The organism is Pedobacter sp. 05T44 (assembly GCF_056395985.1).
On record NZ_JBFTKO010000001.1, the window covers coordinates 45,857 to 60,058 of the forward strand.

The window sequence follows — 14,202 nt, forward strand, 5'->3', positions numbered from 1 at the left end:
TGTCCAAAAAATAATAAAAAGATAGTACCTATGTTAAGCACAAAAATGATCGGTAATAAAATTGCCGAAGCACGAAAGAAAATAAATACTTCTCAAGTCCAGTTAGCTCAACTTCTGTTCATCAGCCCCCAGGCAGTCGGAAAGTGGGAGCGCGGAGAATMAATGCCAGACATCACTACTTTTAATCGTCTGGCTGAAATTCTTGGTGTTGACCTTAACTATTTTTCAGAAAACTTTCAGTCTGGAGCTATTGAAGTGCGACAGGCTGGAACGCCATCCGAAAAGCAAGGGAGAAAACTTAGCTGGGATATGTCGCAAGGAAATTGGGTTGATGCTGACTTTTCAGGGTTGAAAAATCTACATGAAAAATTCAGTTCATCTAACATGCAGCGTTGCAAATTTATCGGTTCGGATTTATCAGAACTTCTTCTGAAAAGCAACAATCTTGACAGCTGTGATTTTTCAGACTCCGACATCAGCAATAGTCAAATTCGGGCCTCCAATTTAGACAACAACCTATTTAAGAACAGTTTTCTGAAGGAGGCTAAAATTTTGAAAAGCTATATCAGATACTGTGATTTCTCAGGTTCCGATATCAGCAGCAGCCAAATCCAGAGCTCCCACTTAAGTAACAATTTATTTAAAGGGTGTGCTTTTAAAGAAGCTGAATTTTTAAAAAGTCATTTAGAGGGCTGCGATTTCTCGGGTGCTGATTTTACGGGCGTGAGTTTCAAATCGGGAGGCTTCGAGAATAATAAAGTTTCAGATACAGTGTGGAATCGTACCTCTTTTATTGATACACATATAGCTGATATTGTTTTTGATGGCACACTGGAGGATTGTTATTTTGAAAACTGTGTTTTTGACTGGGTAAAGTTCCAGAATGCGACACTTACCAACACTTTCTTTAAAAACAATACATTTAAACGGAACCGGATTCAGTTTACAGACTGTAAAGCAGATCGAATAACCTACGAATTCCTGAAACACGGAAAAGCAGATTTATCCGGTATTACTGTGTTATCATCATAAAAGGGATCGTCATCTCGACGATAAACTACCTGTCCTTCAGCTTTGCCTCAGGAGAACTAAAGCAATGCTGGCAATCCAAAAAAATTAATATTTTAAACTTTTGCATTTAGTTAATGGTTAAGCTTAAATAAACTTGATATGAAAATTGCTACTTACAACGTAAATGGTATTAATGGTCGGTTACCCGTACTACTTCGCTGGCTCGAAGAAGCGCAACCAGATATAGTATGCCTGCAGGAGTTAAAAGCGCCACAGGAAAAGTTCCCCGAACAAGCCATAACAGACGCCGGCTACAATGCCATATGGCATGGCCAGAAAAGCTGGAACGGGGTTGCAATCCTTGCACGGAATCTGGAAATTAAAGAAACCAGACGAGGGCTTGCAGGCGACCCAGAGGATTTAAACAGCAGGTACATTGAGGCCTTTATAGCTGGGATAGTTATTGGCTGTCTTTATTTACCAAATGGAAACCCTGCTCCGGGACTAAAATTCGATTATAAACTGGCTTGGTTTGAGCGCTTAAAACTCCATGCCAAAGCCCTTCTGGATTTTGATATACCTACAATACTTGTAGGAGATTATAATGTGATGCCCACAGAACTTGATGTGTATAAGCCAGAACGTTGGGTTGATGATGCGTTGTTCAGACCCGAAGTTCGCGATGCCTTTAAAACCCTGGTTGAACAAGGATGGACCGATGCATTAAGGACATTACATCCAAATGAGAAGATTTATACGTTTTGGGATTATTTCCGCAACGCCTACAGCCGTGATGCAGGTTTACGGATAGATCACTTCCTTTTAAGCCCTCACTTAACCAGTCGACTCAAAGCTGCAGCGGTCGACCGTCATGTTCGTGGATGGGAAAAAACAAGTGATCATGCTCCCGTATGGATTCAATTAGAAAATCATCTTACTTAATGTGTACCACATCCAAATTTAGTATGTCACCGAGCTTTTTAATTTTTGAGGCAATGTGTCCCTTTCCTATCGCGCAATGGTGGGCAGGGCCTTCCTGATTCCAGGCCTCTACAAAGTTCCTCGCACCCGAAGAAAATTTATACCTGCTATTGGTATTTCCGATCTCCAGAATCGGACCTGCAACTGATTCTGCTTCGGCAACCAGTAATTTCAGTGTGCCCTTGCCGGTTTCTAATACTGATAATAGTGTAACCGGGCCATGGCTAACAGACATTTCTACCGATAAGCCATGCCCCACCTTACCGTGATAAACTTTTAGCGGTTTAACTTTTATTTTCCCTTCTGCTATTTTAGGATGGCAGGGCCCATCATGCCCCATCATCACTACATCATCGTTAAAATCCATTGCGTAATACTCAGTAAAAGACCCCCCCGCACCAAAACTGTCCATGATCTTCATGGCCTGCACATTTTTAATTTCATATTCGCCGGCTACCGGAACGTGTTTACCAGTAAGCAGTGAATTGCCCAATATCACAGAGGTAACCGTATTTTCATTTTCGGCGTTACCAGTGCCTTTGTGGTAATAAGCAAATGAGCCCAGATCATACTTATCAACCAGTTTATCCAACGCCACAGCAGTTTTAGCTGCCCGATGCAGTTCTTCTGCTAAACAATCGTCCTGAACATCAAATTCAGTTTTAATTTCAGTTAGTTTTTCTTCGATTTCTGTGTCGGTTACGCTGGTTCTTAAAGCCGACAATTCATCAACTTCCAGAATTTCTATGTGCCCGCCAAATGTTGCACACTGAAGGGTAAGATCGGTATAGATGTCGAGCATCCCTCCGTAATAATTACCCATCACACCAAGCCGGTTGTACTGCATCGTTCTGGCTACTTGCGCTGCCTGTATCCATTCTTGTATTTGCGTCCAAACATGTGCATCATCATAAAGCAGCCCCGTAACCTGAAAAAAGGGGATATTACTACGACGGAATACATTTGCAATTTCGGGCACTGAGCACGAAGAACAATAAGCCAGCCACTCCCCTGTCATAGCAGTCCTGCTTTCCATGCTGTTAAAGCTTTTATAATCAATACTAGCCTGTGGGGCTAGATTAAGAACAATTACCGGCACACCCGCCTTTCTTACTACTGGCAGCACAGTTGATGACAGTGCGTAGGTTGTTGCATATAGAAATATCAGATCAACATCCACTTGCTTAAATTTTAAGCCAGCATCAAAAGCTTTTTCCGGTGTGTCTATCAGGCCAAGGTTAACAATTTCGGCATCAAAAGTTTCCATGCTTTTTGCAACCACCTCAATGTATTCAGTTAGCCGTTGTTTAAGTCCCGTAAATTGATCCCAATATGCTTGCAGACCTATACCAAATAATCCTATCCTGACCTTAGATTGTTTATACATTATAATATTTTATTTTTTTATAGTTTCCTGAATGATGGTTACCGGGCCCATAAGTCCTGATTCTTGTAAAGGAGAGTCGGCATTGTACTGTTTGGAAGTGGTAAAAGTATATCTTCCGCTTGTACGAGGCTTGTTATTCAATAGCCAATCTGGCCATTTATCATCCTTAATTCCATCCTCAGGTTTTTTTTCATCACCAATTAGCCTGTTGCCCCAAAGGTTCACCACTTCAATTTTGAGCTGGTTGTTTTTTGCCTGCAAATGGTTAGAGATGTCAATTTTCCATGGAGCAGTCCATACTATACCAATTTCTTTTCCATTTAAGGTAACACGGGCCATATTCTTCACCTTTCCAAGCTCCAGATATATCGGTTGTTTTAGGTTTGCCTGCGGAAAATGGAAGGTTTTATGATAGGCAGCCGTACCAGAATAGTATTTAATTCCCTCCTCTTTATTGGTAGTCCAATCAGATAGTTTATCAAATGTAGTGCTTGCAGGCCCTCCCCATTTAGGGTCAAATTTAACCTCCCAAGGCCCATCGAGCGTTACAAGTGTTTTTGTTAAAGTTTCCTTTTTTGTTTTTGATGCCAGCCATTTGTTCTCTTTAGAGAACATAATAAAACAGCTTTCATAKGCATCCAATTGCAAAGGAATAGTAGTAACCTGGTGATCTGTTTTGAAGTCATTTAGCTGAATCCGTTTCCCGGTAATGGCATTCCATAATTCAGGGGATCCTTGCACACTGCGGAACCTGCCATCTACTTTTATTGGTTTGTTTTGTGTGTTCGACAAGAAATAAAGGTCCCAGTTGCTTCCTGTACGGTGGGTATACCTGATGTCATCGGCAACGAAATCTTCAACTAAGTTTTCTGATTTTAAAATATCAGCAGTAAGCTCATACCGCGGGTATAAATTATCAATCCGGCTGGCTAATTCGCCACCCCAGATCAGGGTACCTTTGCCATAAGTTCTTTTTGTTTGCGCTGCAGGTTTGGTTACAGAACCCCATATGGTTTCACTTAATGCCAATACTTTTTTGTCGCAATCAGGAAAGCCACTCAGACTTGGAGATCTTAATGGTGGGCGACCTACTACGGTTGCTCCTTGCTTTACCAGTTCCCCAATTTTGGTAAGCAGTTCAGGCGTCATTGACTCGTAAGCCGGCAGCACAAGTAAGCGGTAAGATGCTCCGCTTGGGAACACTACATTTTTGCCTTTTACAGAAGCTTTCATGAGCTGTAATGGCGAACAACCATCGAAATTGTATTCTTTTCTGTTACCAATCGTATCGCCCTGAATTGCTGACGCTGGCGGCAAGAAAACATGCGGAGCGCCTTCTGGGGTCATGTATAAAATATCGGCCACTGTACGCCCCTGCTGTAACAGGTATTGGCAACGTGTAATGTATTGGTGATAAGCCGTTGCCATTGACCACCAGGTTTGTCCGCGATCCCAATGCACACCATAAGGCCCCATTGTTGCGCCCGGTTTTAAGGAATCAGGTAAGAACTGATTTTGGAAAGTATGGTAAACAAAACGGTTTATGCCGGCGGCAAAAGCCCAATCGCCCTGGTTTTTTACTGACCCCGGGTGTTGCTTCCATCCTTCATTATTCTGTGCTGTAAAGGCTTCGGCCGGCACAAGCGATCTGCCTTCTACATGAGCAATAGATGTTGCTTCAATTACGCTGTAAGTAGAATTAAAGCCAAAACCTTTGCTCCAAAACTCGGCCATAGGTACATCTGCAACGCTGCCAAGATCTAGATCTGCAGTCGGGTTCATGTCATAGGGTTCTATAGATAAGGAAAGTCCATGACGCTTGCCATATTGTTTTACATGGTTCGCATGGTTTTGTAACACAAGCTCCTGCGCCGTTAATCTTAGGTCCCACAAAAATCGTTCGCTTTCTTCTCTTGAACCCACAACGTTTCCTGAGTAAACCGGGTAATAGGTTATCGGATCGTAGCCTCTTCTTTTTAGGAACTCTTGTCTAAAATTCGCTGTCCAGTTTTGGGCACCCATTTCCCAACTGTCCATATGCAGCCTTTTTAACCCGCCATTACTCTTGCTGTCGGGTTTAGCTATTTTTTTGAAGATTTTACCAAGGTAGGCATCCAGGTGGGCATTAAGTGCGGCAGTATCCAGTTTATCGGCTTCAAAACCTAATCCCGGGACAGGCGCTGGTCGGGTAATTGCGCCGTTATTACGGCTGCCAAAACGCATAATTATCCATTTACCTGCTGGCGGAGTCCAGTTCAGGGTTCCATCGGCATCCATCTTACCGGTAAGATCTATTATTTTACCTTTTTCAATGCCTTTTCCCTGATCCGACTTAACATCAGGTTCTGCTAAATAGGGTTTTACTGTAGCGGAGCTATATGGAGCACGATAATACAGTGCCTTTTCTTCGTAATCGCTAATTGCTTTGACGGAAGAGATATCAGGAAATCCCAGTACAGCCACATCTTTATAGTATGCTCTCCATTGTTTCTTAAAGTCTTCCGGCAGGTTGCCTTCGCCAAAGAAAGGTTTTTTGGGTGCAGGCACGGGTAGTACAATCTTTTTGTGATCGTCTGAAGAGACAGTTACCTGGCTCGAGACCAGGTGCTGCATAGATTGTTCTGCTTTAACCCATGGGCCACCGCTGCCTGTCCATCCGGGACCTATCCCCAATGTGATTTCTATCCCCAGGCGTCGCGCTTCCTTTTCTGCATGGGCAAACAAAGATGTCCACTGTTCACTAAGAAAATCAATAGTTCCTCCAGGCACGCCAACGTTTACTTCCAGAAAGATCAAATTACCGATACCAGCCTTTTTCATAGACTCCAGATCTTTGGTTATCGTTTTGGCGTTCATATTTCCATCCATGAAATACCAGTAGACGCCGGGTTTATATTTATCCGATGGATTGGCAAAACCTGCTTTCATCTGTGCTAACTGCGCTGTGGCAGAAACAATTGAGAAACAAGTAAGAACAAAAATTAAAAAAAAGTGATTTAAGTATTTCATGCGGCTGTTTTTTTTCGCCAGCTAACTAAATTCGGCATTAATTATCTAACGGTTTATATTGGTACCCAAAACTATCTTTATTGGGTAGTAAAATAAATAGAGGTTTTGATAAATGACCTGCATTTTTTGATATTTAAGGAACATTTTATGATTTTTCTTAGTAGTTTTAACCTTACAATTGCCCCATCAAAGCAACTATTTTAAAAGTCATTCTTAGCAGTTTATGCTATGAAATCTAGCCAAATGATTGACGAGTATGATTAATTTCTATAAGTATCTCCCTGTCAGCAAAGAAGATGAAAGTTGGGGCCTCATTGTGTTAAACACTGGATGTACGCATATTGGACCTACTAGCATATATCCCTTCAAAAATCATCCGGCACACCACAATTTTAACTGGAAGAGCTGGCGTACCTTGCAGGAATATCAGGTTATTTACATCACTCGTGGAAGCGGGATCTTTGAATCAGAAAATTATAAACAGACCAAAATCAATGCAGGAACAGTCATTGTACTGTTCCCAAATGAGCGCCACCGTTATAAACCCGACCCAGAAACAGGTTGGGATGAATATTGGGTAGGCGTAAAAGGCAAAATAATAGACAATCTGGTAACATCAGGCTATTTAAAGCCTGAAGCACCCACCCAGTATATTGGTTTTAATGAAAGCATACTGGAAGTGTATAATGGCATTATTGAAAAAACGAAACAAGAGCGTCCTGGTTATCAGCCTCTGGTTTCCGGAGCAGTGTTTTATCTGCTTGGTGCCTGTCATTCGCTTGCCAAACAACACACCCTTGGTAACCAGGAAGAAGATAATGTTATAAACCGGGCAATGCTCCTGTTTCGTTCAAATATAAACAATCCATACTCGGCCGAACAGGCCGCTCAGGATCTGTGTGTAGGGTACTCCTCGTTTCGGAAGTTCTTCAAAAATTACACAGGTTTATCTCCAGGTCAGTATTACCTTCAACTTAAAATAGAAAAGGCAAAGGATTTGTTGTGCAGCAGCAATATACCGATCAAGGAGATTTCTATTGATCTTAATTTTGAATCCAGCTTCTACTTTTCAAAGCTTTTTAAAGAGAAAACCGGATTAAAACCCACCGATTATAGAAAACGCTGCAGAGACACTGTAAACGAAGGGTAATTGGGCTCTGCTATCCGTTGTAGGCAATGGCAAACTGTTTTGCAAAATCTTCAAGTTTGATCTTACCAATTGGAACAGTGTTTTTAGAATCGAAATCCTCCCAAAGTACACCACTTCTAATAGCGGTGCCCATTTCTACATAATTCTTTGCAATTTCCTCTGGAAGTCCGGCGCCTACCATTCCATCAAAGGCCTGCACATCATCAAATGCTACCCATGGCAATTCAGGCTTACCAATTGCTTTTCCTAGCTCCTCTGCAACTTCTTTAAGCAGGCGTTTATCACTCGCAATATAAAAAATGTTCTTTCCTGTAAAGCCTTCTTTGATTTTATTTGCAGCGGCCGCAGCTATATCTTTTGGATCGACCATAATGATTGGCTGATCTGCACCGTAGTTAGACCCGATGATTCCCATGTGTCTGATCAAATCCTGATTTGCATAGAAATTGTTATAGAAAAATGCAGGACGAAGGATTAGTACATCGATATTTTCAAGTTTACTAAAGATCTGTTCAACGGCATAAAGCCCGGCAATTGGTCCGGTTCCTTTTTCAATATGAGCACCTATACTGCTCAATAAAACTACTTTTTTAACACCAGAGGCTTTTATTGCGTTGGCATAGTGCTCGCCAACTTCTTTAATGTGTCCTCTAAGGTCATTGGCAGCGAAATCGTTAGGTACCATCAGATATACCAGATCTGCACCTATAAAGGTATCTGTAAGAAAACGTTCGTCGTTTACTGATCCAATTGCCGGGATTGCGCCAAGGCTTATAATTTCATCTGATTTTTCTTTGTTACTGGATACGATGGTTACCTGATGTCCTTCAGAAACCAGGTTAATTGAAAGTGGTCTACTGATATTCCCCAGTGACCCAGTTATAATTATTTTCATGATAGTTCTGTTTTTATTTAAAGACAAAGTTATATTTGTACTTACTTTTATACAAGTACTTACCCCAAAGTATGTAAGATGACAGCGATCAAAGAAAATTCAACTTTAAATGCCAACAGAGAAAATAACAAGGCAACCTGCCCGGTCAGCTACGTGATGAGTAAGATTGGAGGTCATTGGAAACCAGTAATACTTTACCACCTCATGAGCGGACCAAAAAGGTATAGCGAGCTGAAGAAATTGATTCCGGCCATAACTGAAAAAATGCTTATACAGCACCTAAAACAGATGCAACAGGATGTGCTGGTTATCAGAAAAGCTGAAAATATTGTTCCTCCTTTTGTAACCTATAGTTTAAGTTTTGAAGGTGAAGAATTAAAGCCAATTCTCGATGCAATGGTTGAATGGGCATTTGCACGAGATTTTAAGGCATAATCAAGGCCTTGCTTTAGTCTAATGTTCTTGAATTCAACCCGCATTTCAGTGGTTACGTGTGCCTGAAGGCCTAATAACCCTGTCATTTTACGATTGACAGGATCATTATCGGTGGCATCACTCATTAATACACCATTGATATAATATTGCATATGATTGCCTTTAACAACCAGGTGATATTCATTCCAATCATCCTTCCTGATATTCTTTGCCAGCTCCTCTGATGTACCTAACGTTGAAAGGAGATCAGGTTTCCCTAATGAATCTACAACTACTTTCTCGCCCCGTTTTGCGATAAAGCCACGGCCTCTTTCTTCATAGTTTAAGCCTGTATATTCATTGTTCCCATCTATGTCGGCCTGATAACCTTTTAGTCCAAAGGGAACACCGGGTACTTCTTCACTCCTGTACTGGATACCACTATTGCCTCCTTTTGAAATTTTATACTGTAATTTCAGTTCAAAATCACCCACTTTCCCTCCTGCCCATATTAAAAAAGTATTATTCTTTAATTGATTTTGAGGAGTGACCTCACCTATTATAGTTCCGTTTTCAACTTTCCAGTGGATTAAATCTCCTTTCCAGCCTTGTAGTGTTTTACCATCAAAAATTTTAACAAAATCCTTTTCCTGACTCATTGCCGAAAAAGTTAGCATTAACAAAAACACACTTCCAATAAAGCTTATTGAATTTCTATTTATTTGACGCATCTTCTTACTTCTATTTACTTGCCGGCTGAAACACTTTATTATCTTTATTTCCACCTGAAATCAAATAAGCCATTAAATCTTTTAATTCTTCACTATTTAAGCTGTTGATCATGCCAGGCATCATAATGGATAATTTAGATACAGAAGTGATTGCTATATCCTTTTTCTTAATTTCCCGAAGTGTTTGAGGAGAAAAAGGATTTTGAGAAATATAAATCTTGTCTTTGGTCTCTCTCTTAAATCTTCCATAGATAGAGCTTCCGTCTTTTAAATAATAAACTTTTGCGGCATACTGATCGGAGATCACTTTGCTAGGTGTTATGATAGATTCAAGGATGTCTTTCTCAGAGAATCTGGTTCCCAGATGTGTAAGGTCGGGACCTGCAGAACCACCCTCGCCACCTGTAGTATGGCAAGAAATACACATTGTGGCGGCAAACATCATTTTACCATTCTTATAGTTTCTGCCTACCAAACTGTCTTTTACTACTGCAAGTGCTTCGTCCAGTTTCCAGTCTCTTCCCGGACCTTTTGGTTGTGTAACATCGCCAAGTTTAAGCTGTTTATTGTCTACCAGGCCGTCTCCGGAGATCTTGTTAAAATGAGCAAATTGTTCTTTTGGCACATTGGTTAGGGCTATTTTACGTGCTTCATCAATAAAACCGATATAACTGTTACCACCCTTAAACCCGAATGCTTTATAGAACCATTTAAAATATTTGTTACGAAGTGCAGGTGTCCATCCTTTTTTGGCTTCACTTAAAGCTACAGCATAATAAATCTGTTGCGAAGGTGGCGTTTTAGACAGCGTTTTTGCAATATCCAATCCATATTGAGGATTTTTCAAGATCAAATCTGACGAACTGGTTATTCCCTTCTGGTAGTCCTCATCGTCTTTGGCCAGATCTATTAAGGCCAAAGTTTTAGGTACTACCTGCTCATCGCCGATATAAACAAGGATCTTTGTCATGAACCGATTGATTTCATTACTCTTGGCCGGAAAATGAGCATTTAGATATTTGCTTAATTTCAGCCTATCTACCGGTTGGGGTTTACCGGTGCGCAGTAACGTTAGCTCAAACGTTCTTAACAAGTCCATCTTCTGCGGTTCTGATAGTGACATATAATTGATGTGCATCAGCGCATTCAACATTTTACTGTTTAATTCCTTACTTCCATTTCTGGCCAGTGCAGTCATGGCGTGCATCAATATAATCGGGTCCTTTTCATTCAGGGCTCTGTCTTGCCATTCTGCAACGGGCTGATGTTCAACAGCAATCCTTGCAGCATAACGAATATAACGATCTTTGTTTTTCAGGTTTGGCCAGGCTATGTTAATTGCCTCTGGATTAGGCGTAGTATGAAACTCTTCCAATTGCTTCCTCAGGTTGCGTGCTTCGAGCACACTTGCTGTTGCATTGGTTGGCAATTCTTGGTTTGGCAAGGAATTATCACCATAATAAACTCTGTATAGATCAGATTCAAGCTCACGTCCTCCGGTTAAAAAGTAAAGTGCTCCATCAGGTCCAATCAAACCGTCGGTAAGCGGTAAAGGCTGTCCCGATAAAAATTCCTCTGCTGTTGTTTTATAAGAGGATCCATCGGGAATAAGCTGTACGGAGTAAATGATGCCAAAAGTCCAGTCGAAGGCTAATAAACCACGACGATATTTCTCTGGAAAACGAGCGTTATAACTGCTAACCAGGTTCGTAGGTGAGCCCTGACCAACGTTTAATATAGCAGGAAGATTATCAATATAACTTGGTGCCCAATTGGTATTTCCGGAGCGCCAGCCAAATTCACTTCCGCTGGGAGAATGAGAAATTCTGGTAGGTTTATACCATGGCATCCCCATATCCCATTCCATGTCGCCATCGTAAACAAACATTTCTCCATCTTCATTAAAGGCAAAATCATATGGATTTCTATATCCTGCACTTACTAATTCCCACTTTGCTCCTTCCGGGTCGGTTTTCATTACAAAGGCTCCTGGCGCAAAACGGTCTGTAGCATGTCCATTAGGGTCTTTTATGGTTGCCAATGCGTTGTCTTCTTTCCAGGTTTTAGGTAGGCGGTAACTGTCCATTTCCGGCATATCTGTATAATTACCTGCAATCATGTAAATTGACTTTTTATCAGGAGAAAGCACAATACTGTGGGGGCCATGTTCGCCTTCACCGATTAATGCTTTCATCAATGTTACTTTATCGAATTGATCATCACCATCGGTATCCTGTAACCGGTAAAGTCCACTTCCGCTTTTAAACTTATCGTCGCTATTGTGATTAACCATTACGTATAAGCTATTGAAGGCGTAAAGCAAACCATGGGCATACCCCATCCCTACTTTAGCGTTTGTTGAATCGCCAACAATTAGTTTTTCTACCTTTACTTTAACCTTGGTGGTATCTGCACCTATTGGGGGTATTTCCAGCCTGTATAAAAAGCCATACTGATCTGAAGTAATTATCCGCCCTTTATTATCAAAGGTCATGGCTACCCATGATCCGGTTTTACTTTCAGATGGGCTGTATAAATGTTCCGCTTTAAAATTTGGTAAAAGTTTTAGTTTTTCAACTTTTGGTCCTGGATTATCTTTCTGGAAAGTGGTGAAGGAAACACCGATAAGAATGAGTAATAAAAATACTACAGATAATTTAACAGACCTAGTTCTGTTTGATTTCATGTGGGTTGGTTTATTTGTGTGTTTGGTATAACAAGAATATCGTAAATAGATGAAATACGCAACCTGTGCTGTCCTGTACTGACATGCTCTGGTTATCTTTTATCTTTTCTGACATATCACTTTAAACAAAACAACACATTGAATGTACTAATAAGACAAAACAGCACTTAATCTTAAATATCGTTTGTACTTTTTGATAAAATAATTAGCTTTATAAAAGAAGCCAAATATTAAAATGAAGAATTACCAGAAATATCTTAACATTAGTGAATTCGAAAAAAATTGGGGATTTTACATCAATACGGTTGGTTCGGCAAAGGTAGAGCCTAATAAAAATTACCCAAACAATCGTGAGCATCCAATAGATCACTCCTTTACCTGGGATAAGGGCAGAATACTAGACGGCTATTACCTGGTTTTCATAACAAAAGGCGAAGGTTTACTGGAATCTGCAAAAACCAAAGCCTATAACATTAAAGCTGGAACCTGTTTCTTTTTATTCCCAGGTGTATGGCACAGATACAAACCACACCCTCAACATGGTTGGGAAGAATATTGGGTAGGATTTAATGGGAGTTATCCTAATGAATTGATGAAAAAGGGAATATTTACCGCTGAGAATCCTTTTATTGATGTTGGCCTGAACGAAGATTTACTGCAGCTTTTTCATACACTTATCAAAACAGTTGCTGCTGCTGAAATTGGGTATCGTCAAATCGTTTCAGGGCTTACTCTTCAAATTTTAGGCTTGGTAAATGCCGTATCGAAATACAAAACACCTGATATCGGAAATCAATCTAAACTCATTTCGAAGGCCAAATTTCTTTTACAGGAATCCATTGAGAACCCAGTGAATTTAGAAGAAATGGTAAAGGATTTGCCTATGGGTTATTCGAGATTCAGGAAGATTTTTAAAGAAACGACAGGCTTATCACCAAATCAATATCACCTTAATCTGAGATTAGACAAAGCGAAGGATTTACTTACATCCACCAATTTAACCATTAATGAAGTGGCTTACCAAACAGGTTTTGATTCTATTTTCTATTTTTCGCGTTTGTTTAAGAAAAAGAACGGATTGCCACCTAAAGAATACAGGCTTCGTAAAGTATAAATTGATATTTAAGTTATTGATCTCAACAAATCCTTCATGTAGCTGTTGATTTCAAACTGATCTGCAACAGGCATCCCGTTTGAGGGTAATGTAACCATATACGGAGGCGGACCGAATTCTGGAGTAATGGTTAATAGCTCATCACCGACTTCTTTTTTATAGTCAATGATTTTACCCCACCACTCAAGAAATATCTGTGTAGCAGTTTGCCATTCTTTTACACGCGGGTCTGTTACTTGTGGTCCTTCAGGATAACCAACTCTTGCATGAATGTGTTCAGTTCTTTTTATGGCCTCTTCTAAAATATTAGGGCAATTCTCCAGATAGCTTTCGGTTACACAAACCCAATGAGAAAGATCGGCTGTGATTTTCATATCAGGCCTTAGCGCAAAAAGTTCCATTGCATTGTAAGGACTAAAACCTATCCTACCCCGATGGGTTTCGTGGGCAACCCTGATGTTCCTTTTTACGGAGAATTCCTGCGCTGTATCAATTACCCTTAATTGTTCATCTTTGGAGAAATAGTCTTTACCGCTATGCGAATTAATTAGTATCGGGTTACAGTCCATAGAGAGATTCAAATAATAATCAAAAGACTTACAAAAAGACTTAATATCGGTTCCTGTGGCTTGATGCTGATGACATACAATTGGAAATTGATATTCATCCAGAAGTCGGATAAACTTTTTACGTTCTGCAGCATCTTCCGGAATCCATGCATCAACGCCATCATAGCCTGCCTGTTTTACTTTTAGAAAAGAATCTTCAAGAGGAAGATGTTCAAGCCCCCAGAGTGTGCACAAAATTTGTGTTTTCATTTGTTT

The 14,202-nt window shown here is 40.4% G+C and carries 11 protein-coding genes; 5 read left to right on the forward strand and 6 right to left on the reverse strand.

The features are described from left to right. Nucleotides 1-30: 30 nt before the first annotated feature. Both AC1DDK_RS00180 and xth read left to right on the forward strand, forming a co-directional pair. Complete coding sequence (locus AC1DDK_RS00180) at nucleotides 31-1,032, forward strand: pentapeptide repeat-containing protein (protein WP_477633735.1); 1,002 nt, start codon at nucleotides 31-33, stop codon at nucleotides 1,030-1,032. Between the two features lie 138 nt (nucleotides 1,033-1,170). Next, nucleotides 1,171-1,953: an exodeoxyribonuclease III gene (gene xth, locus AC1DDK_RS00185; protein WP_337715039.1), complete on the forward strand. Its 783-nt coding sequence runs from the start codon at nucleotides 1,171-1,173 to the stop codon at nucleotides 1,951-1,953. On the opposite strand, the gene AC1DDK_RS00190 is transcribed toward xth, so the two are convergent. Then, nucleotides 1,946-3,379: an arabinose isomerase gene (locus AC1DDK_RS00190; protein WP_337715041.1), complete on the reverse strand. Its 1,434-nt coding sequence runs from the start codon at nucleotides 3,377-3,379 to the stop codon at nucleotides 1,946-1,948. The two genes, xth and AC1DDK_RS00190, sit on opposite strands and share 8 nt — an antisense overlap. Nucleotides 3,380-3,388: 9 nt before the next feature. Next, entirely contained in the window at nucleotides 3,389-6,388 is a 3,000-nt protein-coding gene (locus AC1DDK_RS00195) for a glycosyl hydrolase (RefSeq protein WP_288880347.1), read from the reverse strand. A gap of 256 nt (nucleotides 6,389-6,644) precedes the next feature. Between AC1DDK_RS00195 and AC1DDK_RS00200 the strand changes: the two genes are divergently transcribed. After that, nucleotides 6,645-7,538 carry an AraC family transcriptional regulator gene (locus AC1DDK_RS00200; protein WP_172663675.1) on the forward strand — a complete coding sequence of 298 codons (894 nt, stop codon included), beginning with the start codon at nucleotides 6,645-6,647 and terminating at the stop codon, nucleotides 7,536-7,538. A gap of 10 nt (nucleotides 7,539-7,548) precedes the next feature. Here the strand turns inward: AC1DDK_RS00200 and AC1DDK_RS00205 are convergent, their stop codons facing one another. Beyond that, nucleotides 7,549-8,433, reverse strand: coding sequence for an NAD(P)H-binding protein (locus AC1DDK_RS00205; RefSeq protein WP_172663676.1), 885 nt, complete (start codon nucleotides 8,431-8,433; stop codon nucleotides 7,549-7,551). A 78-nt stretch (nucleotides 8,434-8,511) separates the two neighbouring features. Here AC1DDK_RS00205 and AC1DDK_RS00210 point away from each other — a divergent pair, with 78 nt between their 5' ends. Then, entirely contained in the window at nucleotides 8,512-8,868 is a 357-nt protein-coding gene (locus AC1DDK_RS00210) for a winged helix-turn-helix transcriptional regulator (protein WP_172663677.1), read from the forward strand. Here the strand turns inward: AC1DDK_RS00210 and AC1DDK_RS00215 are convergent. Both AC1DDK_RS00215 and AC1DDK_RS00220 read right to left on the reverse strand, forming a co-directional pair. Then, on the reverse strand, nucleotides 8,781-9,578 hold the full coding sequence (locus AC1DDK_RS00215) for a 3-keto-disaccharide hydrolase (RefSeq protein ID WP_288880351.1): 798 nt from the start codon (nucleotides 9,576-9,578) through the stop codon (nucleotides 8,781-8,783). The two genes, AC1DDK_RS00210 and AC1DDK_RS00215, sit on opposite strands and share 88 nt — an antisense overlap. Before the next feature lie 10 nt (nucleotides 9,579-9,588). Further along, nucleotides 9,589-12,264, reverse strand: coding sequence for a c-type cytochrome (locus AC1DDK_RS00220; protein WP_337715043.1), 2,676 nt, complete (start codon nucleotides 12,262-12,264; stop codon nucleotides 9,589-9,591). Between the two features lie 235 nt (nucleotides 12,265-12,499). On the opposite strand from AC1DDK_RS00220, the gene AC1DDK_RS00225 reads away from it, so the two are divergent. Continuing rightward, nucleotides 12,500-13,378 (forward strand): AraC family transcriptional regulator, encoded by an 879-nt coding sequence (locus AC1DDK_RS00225; RefSeq protein ID WP_172663680.1) that lies wholly within the window; start codon nucleotides 12,500-12,502, stop codon nucleotides 13,376-13,378. Between the two features lie 8 nt (nucleotides 13,379-13,386). On the opposite strand, the gene AC1DDK_RS00230 is transcribed toward AC1DDK_RS00225, so the two are convergent. Further along, a complete protein-coding gene (locus tag AC1DDK_RS00230; RefSeq protein WP_288880359.1) occupies nucleotides 13,387-14,196 on the reverse strand; it encodes a sugar phosphate isomerase/epimerase family protein in 810 nt (269 codons plus the stop codon). Nucleotides 14,197-14,202: the final 6 nt, after the last annotated feature.